The following is a 23,025-nucleotide window of genomic DNA, read 5'->3' as shown; positions in this document are numbered from 1 at the left end:
GAGAGACAAAAAACGAAGAAATTGTTTTTTTAAAATTCAATCTTTAATAATCTCTTTCATAAAAGAGACCTATACTAGAATTTTGTTCATTTCCTATGGCACCTTTAGCTTTGAGATGACGCGAAATATCTAAATTAATTGTCCCTTTCGTCGTTCCATCAGACCCTGCTTCAAAGCCCAAATAAATATTATTGTGTATGTAGCGTCCAATACGTAAGCCTGTATTCCCCTTCTCATTAACGATAACATCAAGATCATCAAGTCCAATTTTAGTTCGTAAAGTATTCAACAAAGATGTATTAGAACTACCTGCAAGATCAGCCGCTGCTGCTGCAAGTTGAGCAATCTGAAATGGTGATAATTCATTAAGAGAGCGTTTAAAAATCAAACGCGCCAAAATCTCATCCTGAGGCAAATTTGGTTGTGATGAAAAATTAATATCAAGATTATCAACCGTCCCACTTACAGTTACAGTGACACGAATATCACCACTGTTATTGTTGGTTACAAAATAAACCGTAGGATTAAGATTACCACTAAAACTCGCTTGTCCTTGATCAAAATTAAGACGTTGCGACAAGATATCAAAACGTCCACGAATCATTCTAAATTCACCAACTGGATGCACATCATTCAATGGACCTGCTAGATTAATGCGTCCTCCCAGTTCAGCATCTAAGCCTTTTCCGCGTACAAAAAATTGATTGCGTGCTGTAATACGCATATTTGATAGCACGACAGATGAAGATTCTTGTGTAACTATACGGCTTTTGCTTTTGTTCGTGTTCTTAACATCAGCACGTTCAAGTGTTGTTTGAATCGATTTAGTTAAATTCTTATTTCTAACATCAAGAAACTTGGCACTTTTAAAATGATCAGGAACAAAAACTTCAGCTTTTTCAACGATGATATCACCACCAAGAACAAGACTATTAAAAAAATGACCTGTCATTGTCATCTCACCTGATAATGTTGCCAGAATCATAGAATCATCATTATAATTGGCATTATCAAGATGAAATATCAAATCTGTCTCTAGATCATTAGAGATACGACCTGAAGCAGAAATTCCTCCCCCCTCAAACGAAGAAGCTGAAGCTTTTTCTATAAGGATATGATCACCTTTCAATTTGCCTTCAATTGTTATATTATTTAATCCTACATTTGTTTGTGAATCAAAAAAGCTACCGTCGCCTATAGAAATATTTCCTATCAATTGTGGCTTTGATAATGACCCATTAAGAGCTGTATCAATTCTTGCTGTACCCGTTATATGTGCACCACGCTTAGCTAATAAGAGATTAACAAAATCAAGAGGCATTATCCCTTTAACGTTTAATTTTGCCTCTGAACCATTAAGAGATACAGGCCCATGGATGGAAAGATCTAATCCTTTATCTCCAGTAGCTATCATATTTTCAATATGAAATGTCGATTTTTTATAAGAACCACGAGCATTTATATTGATTGACATCGGTCCTTTATGCGTCATAGCGGTTAAATTTTGACTAGAAAGCTCAAAATGAGCAGATGGATCCTTCATTGTTCCACCAATATCAACTTTACCTATCACTGTCCCATCAAGCGCTTGTCCTGCAATAAAACCATTCGCCAAACGTGCAGATAAATTTTGCAAATTAATACGAAGATCAAGCGCATTTTTCTCTAGAGATACACGCCCCTGAGCTTGTGCTTGTACTCCTTCTCCTGTTAAATTTGCATTCAAAGTAAGATTTTGATCTACAGTGTTTCCCGTAGCAGAAAGAGAAAAAGGCATAATTTTTTTATCTTGAAAAGCAACGGTTGTCAGTCCCTCACCTTTTATATCGTAAGTTATATCAGGTTTTTTTAAATGACCACGAATCATAACCTGCCCTGTTACACTCCCTGCTGCACCAAGATCGGATTTCCACAAATTGACTAAAGTAGCAGGAAGGGCATTCATTGTAAGTTGTAAATTCAGGGTATCTTGAATATTTCCTGCTAAGATGATGTTGCCCCCATTTATTGCAATTCCTAATTCATTGATTGTCATTCCATCTTTATCAAAAGAGATTATAGATGGCTTCGGCAATGTTGCATGAAAAGTATGTTGTTTTAAGTCCACAGCTTCAATTTGCACTTCTCGTTTTATACTTTCTGGAAGTTCCTCAACCATTAAACGACCAGAAAGCCGTGCATTGAGAGTATCATGCAACGTCGCCTGGACAGTAAAAACCGTTTGTCCATTATTCCTATCAGCGTGAGCATTTAAACGATTGACCATTACCAAAGGTGTTTGAATATGTTCTGCATTGATAACTCCTTCAAACTGAGTCATGCCAAAAGGATCGAATATGTCAGCATCTATTGCCAATTTTTTTATTTTATTCTTGGAAAAATTCAAATGGTTAACATGCGCCTTCACATTGGTTTTTTGTCTGCCATTTTGTTCATCAAAAATAAAATCTCCTTTTACTTTTCCACTACCATCCTGCAAAAATAACGCTGAAAGTAGGGAAATATCATCGGCATCAATATGCAGCGCTCCTTTCAAAAAACCGCCAAGTTGTTGAGAAAGATCACCCGTTATTTTTGCACTTCCCCCTCTAATATCGATATTTTCAAGTTTTCGAATTTTATGAGAATCTTCAAAAGAGGCCGATAAATGCAAAGGTTTCTTAGCAAAAATTCCTTCACCCTTTACCACCCCTGTTAAAGAAGTAACTGGTGCTGTATTATCTACAAATGCATCTATGTTAAATGTTGTGTTTTGAAGTTTCTTCCCTACAATTAATGCTTCAGAAATATGGGCACGCGTATTTAGTTTTATATGGCTATTGCGCCCTCTAGCCGTACTTTGAATTGTAAGTGCACCACTTATCTTCGGATCTAATTGAGCTAGATCAAATACTTGAGCAGATAGATCCATTTTAGCGCTTTCATCTGAAAAATAACCATCAGCCTTTATGTTTGCATATTGATTTTTCAAATTAAAATGACGTAAAGTGAAGCCCATTGTATTTCGAGCAGTGCCACCTGAAAGAGTAGTATTTCCTTTGAATAAACGATCAAAAGACTGCACGCCTATTTTCATATCGTCAGCCATTCCTGATAATTGGAGATCAAAAATGCCACTCAATAAACTGATCGTTCCTTTGGCTTTAATATCTGCATTACCAGAAAGTGATTGTTTACTGAACACTTCCAAAGGAGTTAATGTTTGAGCTTTTAAACCGAGATCGCCTTTAAAAACAAAATTCTCCATTGTCCCTTTTAACCAAGAAGAAAAACCCTGAGCCGTAACACTCAGATCATGAATCAAAATTGGTTTGTTCGAAACAATATCCGTATCTAAATGCACATGAACCGCTTGGCTTAAATTTTCTACTAACGCTCCCTTAATCTTTTTAACCCCTTGAAGCGTCCCTTTAACCTGAACACCAACATGACGAGAAGCTGCATTATCAAGATTTTCGCTTACTCCTCCCATATCAAAAATTGCATCGCGAATATAAATATTTTTATTGCTTAAATGATTTACAACCAACCGCCCATTCCAAGATTGTTGACCTTCGCGACCATAGTCAATGTTCAAAGCAAGAGTATTCGCAGGTTTTGGCACTTCTGATATAGGTAAATGAATAGACTCCTTTTCGTTATCAAGAGCCATTTTGCCATCAACAAAAAGCCGTCGCAAGAATCCATCGGCGGTTATTTCAGCATTGGCTATAACATTCATTGCTTTGTTCTGAATAACCATCTGATCAAGGTGTGTCACACCTTCTTTTGTTCTTCTTGCCTTTGCTTTTAATGTTATATCAGATTCGAAGAGACTACGATATTGAACAGGTATTAAAGGGCTCAGTGTTCCCTCTAATTTCGTAGAAAAACTCTGTCCTTCTGGAACACTTGCAAGAATAACATTACCATCTAAAATAGAATGATGATCGGACTCTAAAGAAAGTTTGATAACCAAATCATCAAAAGTACCATCACCTTTCACGACGAGACTTAATGCTGGACGTTGTTCAATGTTAAAAATATTCGCCAAAATACCATTTTGTGGTTCGTTAGCAGAAATATCAATTTGAGCTGTACGATTACTATCAGATATCTTGGTGAGAACAGAAAAAGAACCCGGTGCATCTAAACGATGCGCCGCTATATCGACATCAAAATTACCACCAGCCAAGGTGAAATTGCCTTTTAAGGACATATCAGCAGAAAAACCAAAAAGATTCTGTTCAAATGTCACATGTTGAGCTGTAAGCGTATTGATAGAAAGAGCAAGCGGTAATTTTGGTAAAGAGAATTTACCAGTCTCAAGGGAAGAAACAAAAGAAGAATTGCCTTGCGGTTTGCGTAAAAATGTAACCTGTTCTGCCGAAAGCTGGTTAATATCCATCCGTCCTCTCAGCAACGCTAGACGATTCCAATCCATTTTAGCATTGGTAATTTTAAGCCAAACCCCTTTTTGATCACTGACAGTAATAGTATCAATTGATGTTTGAGAAGACAGTGTCCCTTGCATATTGTGTAAACGAACTTGACGATTAGGCGCTGAAAGCTTTCGTTCAATTAAAGAAACAAACCATGAGCGATCATCTGTTTTCATTTCGCTAGAGGGAAGAATGTCTCCTCTTTGCGCAAAAACAAAACCACCCACCCCAAAAAACAAAAATACAAAGAAGAAAGCTGATAAATGTACACCTTTTTTCATTAAAATGCTTGCCCTATACCCACATAAAAACCAATGCGAGGGTCACCCTTCTCTCTCTTTAAAGGAAAGGCTAAATCAACGCGTAAAGGACCAAGACCCGTCATATAACGACCTCCTATACCGGCTCCCCATTTAATTTTTTGAGAAAAATCAAAATTCGCCTTTTCCCCGACTAAACCTCCATCAAGAAAACTGACAAACCCTATTTTATCATTTAAAGAAACACGCAATTCTGCTGACCCCTCAATAAGCGCCCGTCCACCAACAACCCCATCATTTTCTGTTTTGATACCAATATTACGGTAAGCATAACCACGAACAGAGCCCCCACCACCAGCAAAAAAAAGCGTATTTGCGGGTACTTGTGCTGCATCATTCCCAAGAATTGCACCAAGCTTTGCCCGCGCAGCAACAACAAAACGATCCCCTTCATCCAACGCCCAATAAGAACGACCTTCTGCTGTTACTTTTGCAACAAAGTTGCTAAAACGCATCTCATAAAAAGGCTCAATGAAAACTTCACCATATAAACCTTTTGTTGCATTAAACTTATTATTACGACTATCGTAAATCAAACCGCTAGGGAAACCGATTGTTGTAAAATTACGGCTCCCAAAATAGATATCACGTGAATAACCATTTGAAACTTCTACAGCAGCCTGTCCCGATAGATTACCATTAAAAATATGCGTAATACCTAATTTTCCTTTGATGGCTTTTGTCGTATAATTTTCTAAAACATCTTGTTGTATTTTTAATTCTGACCTGAAATCTGTATCTGGCGTGAGTACACCGGGCTTTACAAATGTAGCACCGAAAAGATAATCAAAATTTTTAAAATTATATGATTGCTTTTTATTGCTACCAACACCACTTATTTTTGTTTCAATTTTAAGAGTCTCTGCATGACCCAAAAGATTGTTATGCATCCAATAAGTCTCAAAACCAGCACCGTCTAAAGTTGAATAGCTACCGCCTACACCAAAACGACGCGGTTTACGTTCTTGTACAACAAGTGCAAGCGGTAAACTACCATCTAGATTAATAGTATCAGCCTCACGTATATTGATAGCACGAAAAACACCAAGGCGCGCAAGACGTTCATTTGCCTTAGCTAACGCATCAGAATCGTATATCTGCCCTGGTTTCAATCCGGTCATCCACGCGATATAAGCTGAATCTACACGTGGTTTCTTACTTATATTACGCACACTTAAAGGACCATAATAAGCCTTTTGTCCAGGAGCAACAACAATCCGTCCTTCAACACGCAACGCAGCATGGTCAGCCACGACCTCACTCTTCATAATTTTAGCTTTAGCATAACCTTGTTGCCGCCATCCTTCTATCGCCCATTTTTCTGCTTTCAAAATGGTTTCAGATTTAGCAATAGCCCCAACTTTATAGCCCAATTCTTCAATTGTGGGCATTTTATGCGCTTTACGTTTTTCAAACGGAGCTACTTTATCAATATTGGCAATACTAAAAACATATTGTGGACCAGCATTAATTGTAATAACGATATTCGATTGTGCTGGAAGTTGAGTTACCGGACTTAAATCAGCGACTTCTAAGCCATTAATTTTAATACTAATAACACCACCATAGCGTCCATCAGCATAAAGAGCAGAAAGAATTGCTCGATAATCTGAACGCGCCTTGGCGAGCAAACCAGAAGAACTGGCGGATGCTTTCTCTTTATCAGCAACAAGAGAAGAAACAGATTTAACTATTTTTATACCTTCTAATGGTGCACCTGGCGGTGCAACAACATCAACTTTATAAAATTTCTCTGTACTTTTGGCATAATGTGAAGAAGAATTTGTTTTCTTTTGACCAAAAAGAGGGATGCCGAAAAAATCAAATGCAGCAAGTGGCTGTGGAAAAGAAAAAGTAAAACACAAGCCTATAAATACACAGCGCACAGTCCCTGATTTTAACAAAATTCTTGTCTGGTATACCATAAAATCAGATACCTTATAATACACTTTGCATCTACTACGCTTTGAAATAATATAAAAATAAGAAAGGTAAATATAATTACTTTGCACATTTTACACGTTTTATCACATCAAATAACACTCTGCGATACATAACGTTATCCTCCCCTTATATTTTCATAAAATTTTGCACTGTTGTATAACACGAACAGCCTCATTCTTTTTTTCTTAACATATTTATTTAGCTTATTATAAATGTTTTATTGCGTCCCATATCATCATGGTTAAATTTGTACAAATGACTTTCCATGGGAATGCTAAAAAACTGCCCACGTATATAGTTCTCTCTATAAAAAAAGCTATAGAGATGCTTCTTGATTTTTATAAATAGATATGATTGTCTCTACCAGGTCTAAAGGGGGAAAATAAATAAATGATCGCACGTATTACAACTGTTGCTTTTCGCGGTCTAGAGGCAGTCCCTGTCGATGTACAGGTTATGATTTCGTCTGGTAAAATAGGAATGGCTATTGTTGGATTAGCTGATAAAGCAGTTGCAGAAAGCCGTGAACGTGTACAAGCAGCCCTCCACGCTTGTGGACTTTCTATGCCTACTAAACGAATTACGATTAATCTTGCACCAGCTGATTTGCCTAAAGAGGGATCGCATTATGATTTGCCAATCGCCGTAGGCTTAATGCTTGCTATGGGAATCCTCCCTCCCGAAGTAGCTCAAGACTATGTCATTTTAGGAGAATTATCACTGGATGGTTCACTTACCGCCGTTAATGGTGTTTTACCAGCTGCCATGACAGCTTTATCACTCGATAAAGGACTAATTTGTCCCTTCCAATGTGGACCTGAAGCAGCATGGGCAAATGCAGAAATAAATATTCTTGCCCCAGAGACTCTGCTCACTATAGTCAACCATTTCAAAGGAACCCAAATTCAAAAACGTCCACAACCGCGCCAATATACTATCAAAACTGAACTTCCAGATCTTTGCGAAATCAAAGGACAAAAAACAGCCAAACGTGCCTTAGAAGTTTGTGCTGCTGGACGCCATAACCTTTTGTTTGTAGGTCCCCCTGGTGCTGGAAAATCTATGCTAGCGCAACGCTTACCTTCCATTTTGCCACCTCTTGATAGCCGTGAGCTTTTAGATGTCTCTCTGATTGCTTCTATTACAGGAGAAACGGTTCATAATACCATTTCACTTCATTGCCCCTTTCGTTCCCCACATCATTCTGCTTCCATGGCCGCAATGATTGGTGGAGGGCTTAAAGGACGACCGGGAGAGGTCTCCCTTGCTCATAATGGTGTGTTATTCCTTGATGAATTGCCTGAATTTTCTCCACAGGTTCTTGATTCTCTTCGTCAACCTTTAGAAAGTGGGGAGTCAGTTATCGCCCGCGCTAATCACCATATTAGCTATCCTGCTCGCTTCCAACTTATTGCCGCAATGAATCCTTGCCGTTGTGGTATGGCAGGCGAAAAAGACCATGTTTGCCCTAAAGGGATACGCTGTCAAATCGATTATCAGTCCCGTATTTCTGGTCCTCTGCTTGACCGAATTGATTTACGGATTGATGTCCCTGCTTTGACGGCTATGGACCTTATGCAACCAGAACAATCAGAAAAAAGCTGCGACGTTGCCAAACGCGTCGCACGGTGCCGTACCATTCAAGCTAAACGTTTTTCAACAATGGGGTTTGATCATATTCGTACCAATGGCGATTGCCCTGCCAAAATTATAGAACAGATTGCCATTCCTGATAAAAGTGCGACCATACTCTTACGAGATGTGAGTGAAAAAATGCACCTCTCCGCACGCGCTTATCATCGCATTCTCAAAGTTGCACGCACAATTGCTGATCTTGACGGATCAGATACTCTTTCCCGCTATCATCTCGCAGAAGCTATTTCCTATCGACTAGGCGCAGAAAGATTAACAGCCCTTAATTAAAAAACTACTCATCAAAAAAAACTTATTGGAAAATAACGCAAATAAAGTTCTGTAAGTTTACCATCCTCTTCTAGAGATTTCAGCGCATAATTGAGTATATCAACCAATTTTTCATTCTTTTTTGCAACAGCAAGCTGCATTCCTTGCCCCAATAACTGTGGCGCCATATATGCCCCCCCAACAAAATGGCAGCAATCAACAGATTTTTGTTTTTTGAACCATAATGATAAAGCAAATCCATCATCAAAAATAAGGTCAATTTTACGCTCTTGTAATGCTTTATAGAGCTCTTCTCTCTTTTTAAACCCTTGCCATTTGGCTTTAGGAAAATAATATTGAAAGAGTTTTTCGTGAACACTTTTAGACAAAACACCACTGGTTAAATGTATCAATTGATCGCTTATTGGCTCATCGAGATTTAAACGTCGAGAAGCAACAAATCGCGCTGGAAAGCGCAAATATGACTTTGTAAAAACAAGATCTTGCTGGGTTTTACTTGTTTCTTTTAAACCCGCAATAATGACTTCTGCACCACCATTTTTAACATGTTCTAAAAGCTCTTTCCAAGGAATCACTTCTATTTCACAAAGCTTCTCTAATTTTAATTTTGAGCAAATAGCGCGCAATAAATCGATATTATAACCTGCAAGATACCCCGATTGATCAATAAAATTAAAAGGAGGAAAATCAAAAGTTGTTACAAAACGCAAACGAAAGATATCCGTTGTATCAGGTTGTACCAAATGTTCATGCGAATCAAAAAAAGAAGGCAGCCTTTCAGCTTCTGCGTAAGAGGAAAATAGAACCCCCCCTGCTACAAATAAAATACGAATAAAAATATTGTATGGATTATTGAATAAAAAGTACTGTAAACGCAATTGAAGATGTTTCACATATATAGATTTTTTTATTTTCAAAATCTCTCCCCCATTTTTCAAAACTAAGATGCAACACTTCTTAATTATTATCTAACGCACTTCACCAAAATATCTGGCGTTTAATAAATAAAATTCTTGCTATTTTTGAAACCATTGAAAATGCTTAGATTTCTGATGTTAATTTTCCAAAATGAATATATAAAAAGTAATTTTAGAGAAAAGCGATTTAATTTTTTAATATAAGAAATAAGCTGTATATACTTTAGTGGTACACTTTATTTTATCAAAATATCCCGCGTACCTTAAAATATTAAGACCATTTCCTTGCGTATCACAACCTAGGAAGTATATAGATACTATTGAAGAAAAGAGTAAAAATACCCCTCAAATGCCGAGGGTTTTCTCAATATTAAGGTTGCACCAACATTTAAGAGCTGAAAAATAAAATGATGATTCTGATTTGCACTTTATTGTCACGATGGGAAAGATGGAGGACATAAATCTTGTAGTATTCACAGGGCATTTTGCGTTATACTATTCAAACATCGTTGTAAAATGAGTTTGGGAACATTGAGAGATGCTCCTTAAAAAAGCGCGTGAATAAACAGTACAATGGCGTTTTGTTTTGAATGAGTGATGCAACCTCACGAGAATGCAAGAAACAAAAGCGTAAGATAATTCGTCATTACCCTCATTATTCAAAAACATCACCGTAGACGTTTTTTTAATTGTAAAGTTGAATATAAAAGATGATCGTAGAAACGTGTTTTTACATTTACGCATTTATATTTTCCTCAAATGAAGCGTTTTTCACATTTTAAAGATAACACAAACCAATATACAAAATATTTTCGCCTCAATCTAACATACAAAAGTTTGAACTGCTTAGAGAGCTCGCAACCTTTGTTTTAAATATATGGTAGAATTAGGATTGAAAAATTGATTTATGGATAAAACAAGTGAGACCTTTATTAGTGTAACACAAAAATGCATAACTAATTCTGAAACATTACGCATATGCAAAAATAAACAAAGTAAATAGCATCGTTTATGAAACAGTTTTTTGTATAAGTCATAAGTGTTTATTCGCCTTATATCACCGTCCTAGTGTTTTACAGCATAACAGTACACTATCATTTTATCATTCTCTCCATTATATATCGACAGATATTGAATCTAGATCTGATATACGGTAAATATTTAATGTGGTTATTCCATAAATAACTGATCAGAACATTGAGCTTTAAAAAAGCGGATAAAATATTGTAAATTGAACACAGGAATGGACTAACTTATGAGTGATGAAATAACCTCACCAGCACAAAGCAATAACTATGATGCCGCTTCTATCAAAGTTCTCAAAGGTCTTGATGCTGTACGCAAACGTCCTGGTATGTATATCGGTGATACTGATGATGGATCGGGGTTACATCATATGGTCTATGAAGTTGTAGACAATGCTATCGATGAAGCTTTAGCCGGTCATGCAACTCTTGTAAACGTCACACTCCATGCTGATGGTTCTTGTTCTGTTCGTGATAATGGACGTGGAATTCCGACAGATATCCATCCAACAGAAGGTATTTCTGCCGCTGAAGTTATTATGACACAGCTTCATGCCGGTGGAAAGTTTGATCAAAACTCTTATAAAGTTTCAGGCGGATTACACGGTGTTGGCGTTTCTGTTGTGAATGCATTATCCGTTTGGCTTAAATTGCAAATCAAACGCAATGGTAAAATTCATGAAATATCATTTACCCACGGGGTAGCTGATGCTCCATTAAAAGTTGTTGGCGATTGCGATCAAGAAAGTGGAACAGAAATTAGATTTTTACCAAGCTCTGAAACCTTTACTATGGTTGAGTTTGATTTTGAAACTTTAGAGCGTCGTTTACGGGAATTAGCTTTTCTAAATTCTGGGGTTTATATTCTTCTTGTTGACGAGCGTCATGCTGATATTAAATCCGTTGAATTGCATTATGAAGGTGGATTAATAGAGTTTGTGAAATATATTGACCAATCAAAAAAAGCTCTGCTTGATACTCCTATTTATATTGCAAGTGAAAAGGATGGTATGAGCGTTGATGTTGCCCTGTGGTGGAATGATTCCTATCATGAGAAGGTCTTGTGTTTTACCAATAATATCCCTCAGCGTGACGGTGGAACGCATTTGATAGGTTTCAGAAGTGCCCTTACACGCCAAATTAATGGCTATGCTGAATCTTCAGGTATTGCTAAAAAAGAAAAAGTGAACTTAACCGGTGATGACTGCCGTGAAGGATTAACAGCTATTCTTTCTGTCAAAGTTCCTGATCCAAAATTTTCTTCACAAACAAAGGATAAGTTAGTCTCTTCTGAAGTGCGCCCTATTGTTGAAAATTTGGTCAATGAAGGTCTTTCAATATGGCTGGAAGAACATCCTCATGAAGCAAAACTTCTCATTAGTAAAGTGGTAGAAGCTGCAACAGCACGTGAAGCAGCACGCAAAGCACGTGAACTCACAAGACGAAAAGGGGCACTTGATATCACTTCTCTACCAGGAAAGCTTGCCGATTGCCAAGAACGAGATCCCGCAAAATCAGAAATCTTTATTGTCGAGGGGGATTCGGCTGGCGGTTCAGCAAAAAGTGGGCGCTCACGTCAAAATCAAGCAATTTTACCCCTTCGTGGTAAAATCCTCAATGTTGAACGAGCACGTTTCGACCGCATGCTCTCATCTGATATGATTGGAACACTTATTACAGCTCTTGGAACGTCTATCGGTAAGGATGAATTTTCGCCGGATAAATTACGTTATCATAAGATTATTATCATGACGGATGCGGACGTTGATGGAGCCCATATTCGTACTCTGCTGCTCACTTTCTTTTTTAGACAAATGCCCGAGTTGATTGAACGTGGACATCTTTATATTGCTCAGCCTCCTCTTTATAAAGTATCGCGTGGAAAATCTTCCCAATATATTAAAAATGAAGCAGCGTTTGAAGAATTCTTGATCGATACTGGATTAGAAGAAACAACGCTTGAGCTTTCAACGGGAGAAGTTCGTGCAGGAGCTGATTTGTATCAACTCGCTAAAGATGCTCGTATATTACGTCAACTTTTAAATGGTCTTCATACCCGTTATGACCGTAATATTGTTGAACAAGCAGCAATTGCTGGCGCTTTTAATCTTGAAGTCTTTGCAACACAAGAAAAAGCGCAAAAAATAGCAGATACTACAGCACACCGCCTTAATCTGATTGCTGATGATATGGAACAAGGTTGGAGTGGACAATATACAGCAGATGGAAGTTTATGTTTTGAGCGTATTTTGCGTGGTGTTAAAGATGTTGTTACGCTTGATGTGGGACTTATAAATTCAACTGACGCACGCCAAATTGATCGCATTTCTCAAAATTTTATCGACATATATCATCCTCCTGTTCTTTTACGTCGCAAAGATAAAACAGAGCGTATTTTTGGTCCTATGAGCCTTTTAGAGAGCATTTTTACAAACGGTAAAAAAGGTGTTACTCTTCAACGTTATAAAGGTCTTGGGGAGATGAATGCTGAACAACTTTGGGAAACAACGCTTGATCCCAATGCACGTTCTCTTTTACAAGTAAAGATTAATGATGCAACCGATGCAGATTCACTCTTTTCTCGTCTCATGGGTGATGAAGTTGAACCTAGACGTATTTTTATTCAAGACAATGCCTTAAGCGTTGCCAATCTTGATATCTAAAGGTACTCTTCTGTTTTTGGCTGTGTAAACGTCGTAGTTTTATACGTTGTTTTTTCGTAGTTGAACATTCCCTCTCTATTTCATTTACGATAAAAGAAAAATAAGGAAGATCATATACATGGCAATTGAAACAGAACGTGTAGGAACCAAGGGTGGCATGGAGCACTCTTTTGGTTTTACAATAGTAGATGAAACACAAAAACAATCCATGGTGGATGGTGTGTTTCATTCTGTTGCTGAAAATTATGACAAGATGAATGATATCTTATCCTTAGGGCTACACCGTGTGTGGAAAAATTCCATGATTGCTTGGCTTTCCCCACCAGCACTTTCTCATTGGAAAGTTCTTGATGTCGCTGGCGGTACAGGTGATATTGCTTTTCGTATTCTTAATGCTTCACGCCAAAAAGCCCATGCTACAGTGCTTGATATTAATGGCTCAATGCTCAGCGTTGGCAAAAAACGCGCACAAAAAAATGGTCTTGCCCCTCTGATTGATTTTGTTGAAGCCAATGCAGAAAATCTACCTTTTGAAGATCAAAGCTTTGACGCTTACACGATTGCTTTTGGAATTCGCAATGTTCCTCATATTGATCAAGCTCTTAGAGAAGCTTTTCGTGTTTTAAAGCTCGGTGGACGTTTCTTATGTTTAGAATTTTCAAATGTCGAGATGCCTTGGCTCGATAAAATTTATGATCTTTGGTCTTTCCATGCTATCCCTAAGCTAGGTCAATTTATCGCAAATGATGGCGATGCTTATCGTTATTTGGTTGAATCTATCCGCAAATTTCCTAAGCAAGATGATTTTTCCCATATGATCAAGCATGCGGGGTTTTCGCGGGTATCGTACCGCAATCTCACCGGTGCGATTGCGGCGCTGCATTCAGGTTGGAAAATTTAAAAATGGTGCAAATTTCCCCTTACTTTCAATTGATGCGTGCAGGATGGGTTTTAACACGTGAAGGTGTTTTAAGTGCTCTTCCTCATGATGATCTTCAAGGATTTCCAGCGCTATGTCATCGTATAGCGAATGCATTAGCACGACGCAAAACAAAAAAGAAACAGCGATCTGAAAATATTTCATATGCCATTAATAAGCTTGGACCCTCTTACATAAAACTTGGTCAATTTCTTGCCACAAGACCTGATATTGTTGGGCGTGATATTGCGGAAGATTTGTCACAGCTACAAGATCGTGTCCAAACATTTTCTTGCACTGCCGCTATTGCTCAAATTGAAAGTTCTCTTGGTCGCTCTATTGATGATTTATTCGTAAATTTTTATCCCCCCATTGCCGCCGCTTCTATTGCTCAAGTTCATCCAGCTGAATACAGTGATGAAACTGGCCATAAGAAAAAATGTGCTGTAAAAGTTATTCGTCCCAATATCAGAGCACGTTTTTCTAAAGATCTTAGAGGATTCTATCTCATTGCTCATTTACAAGAGCGCTATATCCCTGCCTCTCGAAGGCTTCGTCCTGTTTGTGTGGTGGATACTTTAGCACAAACAACACGACTTGAAATGGATTTACGCTTAGAAGCAGCAGCTATATCTGAAATGGCTGAAAATATTCAACATGATACAGGCTTTCGGGTTCCACGTATTGACTGGGAACGGACAGGACGTAATGTTCTTACAATGGAATGGATTGATGGTATAAGAATATCCGAAATTTCCAAACTTAAAGAAGCAGGTTTTGATTTGAAGGCGCTCGCTATTACGCTTATTCAATCTTTTCTTCGCCATACATTGCGTGATGGTTTTTTTCACGCCGATATGCATCCTGGTAATTTATTTGTAGATGAAAAAGGATGTATTGTTGCTGTTGACCTAGGCATTACAGGAAGGCTTGGTAAAAAAGAAAAGCATTTCCTTGCTGAAATTCTTTATGGCTTTATTACCCGCGATTACCATCGGGTTGCACGTGCCCATTTTGAGGCAGGTTATGTTCCTTCACACCATAATATCGAAAGCTTTGCGCAAGCCAACCGCGCTATTGGCGAACCAATTCACGGACAATCAGCACAAAGCATTTCCATGGCTAAATTGCTCACTTTATTGTTTGAAGTCACTGAATTATTTGACATGCAAACGCGACCTGAACTTTTATTGTTGCAAAAAACGATGGTTGTCGTGGAAGGCGTTGCCCGCACATTAGACCCCACTTTTAATATGTGGAAAGCTTCTGAACCCGTTGTCAAAGAATGGATTAGTAAAAATTTAGGACCCGTAGGCGTTGCAAAAGACTTTAGTGAAGGAGCACAAGCTCTCCTTTCGCTGGCACGCAAAACACCACAATTGGTTCAAAATTTCCAACGGATAGAAGAAGATTTCAATCAAATGAGAAAAACAGGTTTTAATCTTTCTCCTGCTACCCTCAAACAACTTGCTGTGGAACAAAGTCATAGAAACCGTTATGGTCGTTATAGTCTTTTTATCATTGCACTTTGTTGCGCTTGTCTTACTTTTTACTTTTTTCATCTTTTCTAATCTCCTTAATATGCTAAAAATATCAACAATGAAATCATTGCAATCATTTTATTTCTTGGAGGTATTTTATGGCCAGTATTACCATTCGTAACCTGTCTCCTGAAACCAAAGAAGCTTTACGCATACGCGCCGCGCAAAATGGTATTTCTATGGAAGAAGAAGTCCGACGCCTTTTAAGCAATCCCACTCCTCTCACCACACAACCCCTTCATACTAGCGCTGTTGAAATGCAATCATTGAAATCAAAATCTCTCCTTCTTATTATTGGTGGAAGTATTGCATCCTATAAAGCACTTGATTTGATTCGCCGTTTACAAGAACGTGGAGCACATTTAAAAGTTGTAATGACAAAAGCAGCGCAAAAGTTTATTACGCCTTTAGCCGCTGAAGCTTTAAGCGGTGGTACTGTATATACTGATTTATTTTCACGCGAAGAAGAACACGATATCGGACATATCCGTTTAGCACGTAATGCTGACCTTATTATTTTAGCCCCTGCTACAGCCAATCGCATTGCAAAAATAGCCAATGGCATAGGAGATGATCTGACTGATTGCATTCTTTTAGCGGCACGCTGTCCACTCTTAATTGCACCCGCCATGAATCCGTCCATGTGGGCGCATCCTGCCACTATTCGCAATGTTGCACAACTGCGCGCAGATGGCGTTCATATCATCGGACCAGAAATCGGAAATATGGCTGAACGTGACGAGATAGGATATGGACGCATGAGCGAACCTTTAACTATTGTCGCTACCATAGAGACTATTTTGAATGTGCATGAAAAACCTCTCTCTGACCGCCATTTCATCGTTACCTCTGGTCCTACCCATGAACCAATTGATCCAGTGCGTTATATTGCTAATCGGTCTTCAGGTAAACAAGGCCATGCCATCGCAACCGCTCTTGCGCATTTGGGTGCAAAAGTAACACTTATTTGTGGACCTGTTAATCTTGCAGACCCACAAGAAGTAAAAACCATTCATGTTGAAACAGCACAACAGATGTTACAAGCCGTTCAAACCGCATTGCCTGCTGATGGTGCTATCTTTGTTGCCGCTGTTTGTGACTGGCGCAGTCAAACGCAGTCTTTACACAAAATTAAAAAGAATGCTCATAAAATACCACCATCCCTTGATATAGTTGAAAATCCTGACATTTTAGCAACGATTGGACACGCTCCAAACCGCCCCTCATTGGTCATTGGTTTTGCTGCTGAAACATGTGATATCATTGCCAATGCGCAAAAAAAATGTGTTGAAAAAGGAGCTGATTTCATTCTTGCTAATGATATTTCTCTTCAACTAGATGGTACAAGTGTCATGGGTGCTGATACAAATCAAGTTTATCTCGTAAGTAGAAAAAAAGTTGAACAATGGCCCCATATGAGTAAACAACACGTAGCGCAAAAATTAGCAAACGTGATTGTATCATTTTTTGCCCCCCAAACATCTACTCCTCATGAGAAAAATATACCCCTTTGCAAATAAGAACTCTTCAAACGCGTTGATATTAAAACACCTTATAAAATAGAACTGACAATAGGTGTCTATCCATCTCAATTAGTATATAATATTTTTGATTTATAATGATAACCTAGCATTGTTCATATTAAATTAGAATCCCAGACATCGTAAGATTCTCTTATTTCCAATCTCTCTCATATTGAATCAATAAAAATCATTTTCTTGCACGTTTTAAACAAGGATAACTGTATGAATACAAAACGTTTAAGAAAGAACTAAAAGCGCTTATAATGGACCATCTCAAGCACCAAGGGCTTGTCTCGGACAACACTGAGGATGATGGTGCCAGCGTGCTCTTTTTATTAAGCGTAAAGTTAGTGATGCCCTATAAGTTTTATATTATTCACGAGAGCTTTACCCATATACCATTCACAAACGCTGTTGCGAAATGGGTATGATGAGCGTTGGGAAATGTTTTTTTAAAATCCTATCTCACCCTAGCCTTCATAAAAGTAGAATCTATTGCACCACTGTCTCGCCAGCTTATAAAAAACAAGCTATCATTCACTTTGGCTACCATCAATTTTGACAAAGCTCTTGTAATGGATAAAATTTATAAAAAGCATTTTCTTTCTTCAATGTTTTTATCCCCATATTGGTCATATTTATGATATGCAAATAAATGATTTTGATTGTTTCATAATGAGAGCAGCTAATGAGAAAATATGACAACTTTATTTTGAGCTCTTATTCGCTATGAAAAATAATGTATAAATCAATGATATTATAACATCTCAATGCAATTTGAAGCATATCTCACACTGACGCTTATAAAGAGTGTAGACAAAATTCACTGCACCACTGTCTATAAGTTTATGAAACTGAAGCCTTTATTATTTTCCTCAGTGATCGGTCTTTAAGATTAAATGTGTATGTCCTCTCTCCAGAATACCAAGACCACAAAAACTAGAATTTTATCCATGATATCCTCACATTGTGATGTTTCATGAGAAGCATTTTTATTCCTTTATCGAAAGCTTTGTATCCATACATTGGTCTCGCCTATAATGTGTACGTAAATAATTTTTTGATGTTGAATAGAGTCTTTGAAATTAAAGAATATTTCTATATTTGGGATTCTTATTCAAGTTGAAAATGATCAATTCTCTTCGATAAATTAGTGGTGTTATTATCTAAAAATTATTTGATACAGTGCACCACTTGTATGAAAAGTGCTTCAATGAATGCTTACTTCATTGCACTTATAGCTTTTAAAATTCAAAATCTCATCATTTTTAAGCATCCGTGGTTTCTCCCTTTCTTTGCTTCTTCTCAAAAAACTGCTCTTCTATGGGATCTGACGGTCAATCGCCTAAGCTTATTTTTTCCACTTCTATCATATTAATCATTCTGTTGCCCAAAATTAGAATATCTACGGAGCTACTACGTTACCCCTATTCCATTGAACTCAATATTTTTTTGAAAGCGAGAGGCAAAAGCATGCCGCCAAATAGTAGAAAAGTACAGAATTTTAGGAATTGTGCAAAACAATTAAACATTTAGATAAACGAAGTTAGATAACTCTACTGAATAAATAGAAATAAACAACTTTTCTACCAAATAGTTTTTATTCCTTAATTTTTTACATATATCATATAAACGCAATAATCTACACTATGTACAAAAATACTAAAAATTTCTTCTACAACAGCTACTTTGTTAAATTCTTCTTTGTTTTTAAAAATCAAAATTTCTATTTATTCAAACTTTATTTTTAACAAAGAAACCTTAACCGTTTTTTATAATGTTCTTGAAAAAAATCTTGTAATTCAAAGAAAGAAAAAATCATACAATAAATATATTTCTTGTTTTTTTTGCTTCTTTCCTTAATTTACTAATCTATGATTTTTACTGCTGCTTATCGTGCTTTACAACGTCTTCTAACCTCGCAATATCGTATTATGATACTGAAAGCATTGGGGGTTACTTTTTTCATTCTCACCATTTTATGGTTATGTGTGCACCAACTTTTTGTGTCTTACTTTTGGCCCTGGATTGCTCAATTTCTTCCTGGACTCCCTAGTTGGGCGGGATGGATTGGTTTTAGCATGCTTATCATTTTTAATCTTGGTTTGGCTCTTTTGTTGGCTTTTTTGATTGCACCGATCTCAGCTATGATTGGTGGTTTTTTCATTGACTCTGCTGCTGAAATCATTGAAAAAGAGGATTATCCAAACGAGCCTATTGGACAAGCTTTGCCGTTTCAGCGTTCTCTTATCATTTCCTTTAAATTTGTTATTTTAAGCCTTCTTGGTAATGGAATTGCTTTTATTTTATTCTTCATACCAGGTATTAATTTAATTGCTTTTTATCTTATTAATGGTTATTTGCTCGGTCATGAATATTTCTTGTTTGCGGCTTACCGTTTTCGAACAGAACAAGATGCCCGTGCTTTTTTACATACTCATTACACAACGGTTTTTGGCGCAGGATTATTGATAGCGCTTTTTGTTTCGATTCCTATTATTAATCTAGCAACACCGCTTTTTGCCGCCGCCTTTATGACACATTTACACAAAACGCTTTCCCAAAAGACATAGCACGCATCACACAAAAATAATGCTCCTTAACTTTAAATCAAACAAAACTTGTAAGCCCCCAAAAGCATAATATAAAATTTTATGCTTTTCTTTTTATTAAGGCAATATATTGATTTATAATGATAATTTATCGTTTTATGACATGAGTGAAAAACCTAAATATTATGAGGGTTTCTCATTTTAATCCTATTCATATTGGATCAATTGAAATCGTTTGTTAATATGTCATAAACGGAGGTGGTGTGCGGATAAAAGTACTTTCAAAAAAGCGTGAAATATCTTTATATGAATCCTCTTAATGCAAACATTATCGTCGTATTGAAAACTGAAAAAGAATATGATGGTGCCGCTTTGTACCCTCTATTTCAGTAAAAACGGATAGCATAATGTCTTTTATACCATTCATGGAGAGTGTATACTCTTCATAAGAGAGTTTTGGAAATTATTGAAAGATATCTGTGTAAAACAAGCACGTAAATGAGTAATATAATGATATTTTGAGCGTATTCTATTTTAATTGTAAAAAGCGTGCGCTTTAAAGAAACCTTTTGAAAAAAATCTTGCTCTGATGTTAGCGTTTCGCTAATATAGCGTTATTGTATTCATTATCTTTAATGGATTATTTTAGCCTTGTTAGCGCCTTATACTATAAGGTTTCTTTTCTTCAAAACTGTTGATACGAATGATTAATTGGATATTCATTTTTTATTAAAAATAAGGCGTTTGTTAACCATCGCAAGGAGTAAATTTTAACACCAAAGTAAAAAATACAAACATGTAAGTTCTTAGAATTTATGAGAAATTTATTATAGGGAATACTCTTCATGATGCATATGATTGTTATGATATGGGAAAAATTAAAAATTAAAAAACAAGCTATACGTACGCTGATAAAAGTATTAAATAGACTCCTTTGTTCAACCGGTAAAGTAAATGTGACTGCTTAAGTTCTATATTCTTTCAAATCATGAAAAAGATGCACAATATTTAAAGGAAGGTTATAAAGATGAACTGGATTACAAATTATGTTCGTCCTAAAATTAACTCTATATTGGGGCGCCGTGAAATTCCAGAAAATCTATGGATTAAAGATCCTACCAGTGGTGAAATGGTCTTCCATAAAGATCTGGAAGCTAATCAATTTGTAGCTCCCAATTCTGGTCATCATATGCGTATCAGTGCTAAAAATCGTCTCATGCATTTTTTTGATGATGGTGTTTATACAGCTCTTGAAAATCCAAAAGTTGTAACAGATCCTTTAAAATTTCGTGACGAAAAACGCTATATTGACCGGTTAAAAGATTATCGTTCTAAACTTGGGGTTGATGACAATATTTTAAGTGCACGTGGTACGATTGAAGGCTTACCAATTATTGCAACTGTTCAAGATTTCGCCTTTATGGGTGGATCACTTGGTATGGCTTCAGGAGAAGCTATTATCAAAGCTTTTGATACTGCCATTGCTGAAAGGCGTCCGCTGGTTCTTTTTGCTGCTTCTGGTGGTGCACGAATGCAAGAAGGAACACTCTCGTTGATGCAAATGCCCCGTACAACTGTAGCGATTGAAATGTTGAAAGAAGCAAAGCTTCCCTATATTGTTGTGCTGACTAATCCAACCACCGGTGGTGTTACTGCTTCTTACGCCATGCTTGGTGATATTCACATTGCCGAGCCTGGCGCTATGATTGGTTTTGCTGGTCCACGTGTGATTCAACAAACTATACGCGAAACCCTACCAGAAGGTTTTCAAAGTAGTGAATATCTGCTTGAACATGGTATGATTGATATGGTTGTATCGCGTTTAGAACTGAAAACAACAATTGCGCGTATTTTACGCTTGATGATGAAACGCCCTGCTGTTTTTAACCCTTCCGATCCATCCCCAACAGACTCTCAAACATCGCTTTCTAGGACAAAAGCAGCTTAAGTTTATGCAACAAAGTCAAATACAAAGGGTGGTGGATGATTTACTAAGAAATTATCCGAAAAAATTTGATCTTTCTTTAGAGCGTATTGTTCACCTTTTAGAGCGTCTTGGTAACCCACATTTAAAACTTGCCCCTGTTATTCACATCGCTGGAACAAATGGCAAAGGATCTGCTTCAGCAATTTGCCGTGCTCTTTTGGAAAGTGCAGGATACCGCGTTCATGTTTATAGCTCACCTCATCTCGTCAACTGGAATGAACGCTGCCGGTTAGGTCAAAAAGGAGGTGGTCAACTTGTTACAGAAAACCAATTGGCTGAGACAATCCGTGAAATTATAAAAGTAAATCGTCAAGAGCCGATTACTATTTTTGAAATTTTTACAGCCGCTGCCTTTATGTTGTTTAGTATACATCCAGCTGATGTTGTCATTTTAGAAGTTGGATTGGGAGGACGTTTTGATGCTACCAATGTCGTTAACAAACCAGCTGTATCGCTTATTATGCCCATTGATTATGATCATGAGAGCTTTCTTGGAAACACAATTGCTCAAATCGCTTTTCAAAAAGGGGGAATTATAAAACCAAACGTTCCAGTGGTCATCGGAAAGCAGAATTATGAAGAAACTCTTGCTACTTTAATACCCCTTGCCGATAAAAATAAAGCATCTTATGCTCTCTTTGATCAAGATTATCAAAGCTATAAAGAACATGGACGTATGGTTTTTCAAAACCATCAAGGTCTCATGGATCTTCCTCTTCCTAACCTTATTGGAGACCACCAAATTGCTAATGCTGGTGCATCTCTTGAAGCAGTTTATCAAGCGGGTTTTCAACTTTCAGAACAAACCATAAATGACGCTTTGAAAAATATTTATTGGCCCGCACGAATGCAGCATCTTACCCAAGGACTTTTGGTTGATCAACTATCTCCTGATATTGATTTATGGTTAGATGGTGGTCACAATCCTGCTGCAGGAAAAGTTATTGCGGCAGAACTTACACAATGGAGAAAAAAAACAGATCGCCCCATTATTATGATTGCTGGCATGCTTAATACCAAAGATGCTGTCGGTTATTTTCGTCCTTTAGCTAACCTTGTCGATAAAGTATATACGATACCGCTGCTTAACAATAATGCCAGTATCTCTCCAACAGACTTAGCTAAATCAGCCCAAAAAGTAGGAATCCCTGCTGCCCCAAAAGCGCACCTACAAGATGCTTTACATAAAATTAAAATGGAATATAAAGAGGCTATTGTTCTTATTAGTGGTTCTCTTTATCTTGCGGGTGATATTTTGCGTGACAATAAAACACCACCGTGCTAGATAAT

The 23,025-nt window shown here is 37.3% G+C and carries 11 protein-coding genes; 8 read left to right on the top strand and 3 right to left on the bottom strand.

Translation table 11 applies throughout. The features are described from left to right. Window positions 1-43: 43 nt before the first annotated feature. Both ACFING_RS00685 and ACFING_RS00680 read right to left on the bottom strand, forming a co-directional pair. Window positions 44-4,702 (bottom strand): translocation/assembly module TamB domain-containing protein, encoded by a 4,659-nt coding sequence (locus tag ACFING_RS00685; RefSeq protein WP_375629176.1) that lies wholly within the window; start codon window positions 4,700-4,702, stop codon window positions 44-46. Next, complete coding sequence (locus ACFING_RS00680) at window positions 4,702-6,666, bottom strand: autotransporter assembly complex family protein (protein ID WP_375629174.1); 1,965 nt, start codon at window positions 6,664-6,666, stop codon at window positions 4,702-4,704. Before ACFING_RS00680 ends, ACFING_RS00685 begins: the two co-directional genes overlap by 1 nt. Window positions 6,667-7,075: 409 nt before the next feature. On the opposite strand from ACFING_RS00680, the gene ACFING_RS00675 reads away from it, so the two are divergent. Beyond that, window positions 7,076-8,608, top strand: a complete 1,533-nt coding sequence (locus ACFING_RS00675; protein WP_375629172.1) for a YifB family Mg chelatase-like AAA ATPase — start codon at window positions 7,076-7,078, stop codon at window positions 8,606-8,608. 11 nt (window positions 8,609-8,619) lie between these two features. On the opposite strand, the gene ACFING_RS00670 is transcribed toward ACFING_RS00675, so the two are convergent. Continuing rightward, window positions 8,620-9,525, bottom strand: coding sequence for a transporter substrate-binding domain-containing protein (locus tag ACFING_RS00670; protein ID WP_375611372.1), 906 nt, complete (start codon window positions 9,523-9,525; stop codon window positions 8,620-8,622). Window positions 9,526-10,780: 1,255 nt separating this feature from the next. Between ACFING_RS00670 and gyrB the strand changes: the two genes are divergently transcribed. From gyrB to ACFING_RS00635, 7 genes are all read left to right on the top strand, one after another. Then, window positions 10,781-13,213, top strand: coding sequence for a DNA topoisomerase (ATP-hydrolyzing) subunit B (gene gyrB, locus ACFING_RS00665; protein WP_375629169.1), 2,433 nt, complete (start codon window positions 10,781-10,783; stop codon window positions 13,211-13,213). Between the two features lie 118 nt (window positions 13,214-13,331). Beyond that, window positions 13,332-14,114, top strand: a complete 783-nt coding sequence (gene ubiE, locus ACFING_RS00660; RefSeq protein WP_375612796.1) for a bifunctional demethylmenaquinone methyltransferase/2-methoxy-6-polyprenyl-1,4-benzoquinol methylase UbiE — start codon at window positions 13,332-13,334, stop codon at window positions 14,112-14,114. A gap of 2 nt (window positions 14,115-14,116) precedes the next feature. Further along, window positions 14,117-15,703 carry a 2-polyprenylphenol 6-hydroxylase gene (gene ubiB / locus ACFING_RS00655; RefSeq protein WP_375629167.1) on the top strand — a complete coding sequence of 529 codons (1,587 nt, stop codon included), beginning with the start codon at window positions 14,117-14,119 and terminating at the stop codon, window positions 15,701-15,703. Window positions 15,704-15,771: 68 nt separating this feature from the next. Then, entirely contained in the window at window positions 15,772-17,193 is a 1,422-nt protein-coding gene (gene coaBC, locus ACFING_RS00650) for a bifunctional phosphopantothenoylcysteine decarboxylase/phosphopantothenate--cysteine ligase CoaBC (protein WP_375629164.1), read from the top strand. Between the two features lie 1,877 nt (window positions 17,194-19,070). Continuing rightward, window positions 19,071-19,769 (top strand): sulfate transporter family protein, encoded by a 699-nt coding sequence (locus ACFING_RS00645; protein ID WP_375620874.1) that lies wholly within the window; start codon window positions 19,071-19,073, stop codon window positions 19,767-19,769. Window positions 19,770-20,775: 1,006 nt separating this feature from the next. Then, entirely contained in the window at window positions 20,776-21,696 is a 921-nt protein-coding gene (gene accD, locus ACFING_RS00640) for an acetyl-CoA carboxylase, carboxyltransferase subunit beta (RefSeq protein ID WP_375629161.1), read from the top strand. A 4-nt stretch (window positions 21,697-21,700) separates the two neighbouring features. Further along, on the top strand, window positions 21,701-23,020 hold the full coding sequence (locus ACFING_RS00635) for a bifunctional folylpolyglutamate synthase/dihydrofolate synthase (RefSeq protein WP_375620875.1): 1,320 nt from the start codon (window positions 21,701-21,703) through the stop codon (window positions 23,018-23,020). Window positions 23,021-23,025: the final 5 nt, after the last annotated feature.

Origin of the sequence: Bartonella sp. AP150HLJHH (genome assembly GCF_042196385.1) — a bacterium.
Lineage (GTDB): Bacteria > Pseudomonadota > Alphaproteobacteria > Rhizobiales > Rhizobiaceae > Bartonella.
This window is presented reverse-complemented; position numbering and strand designations above follow the sequence as displayed.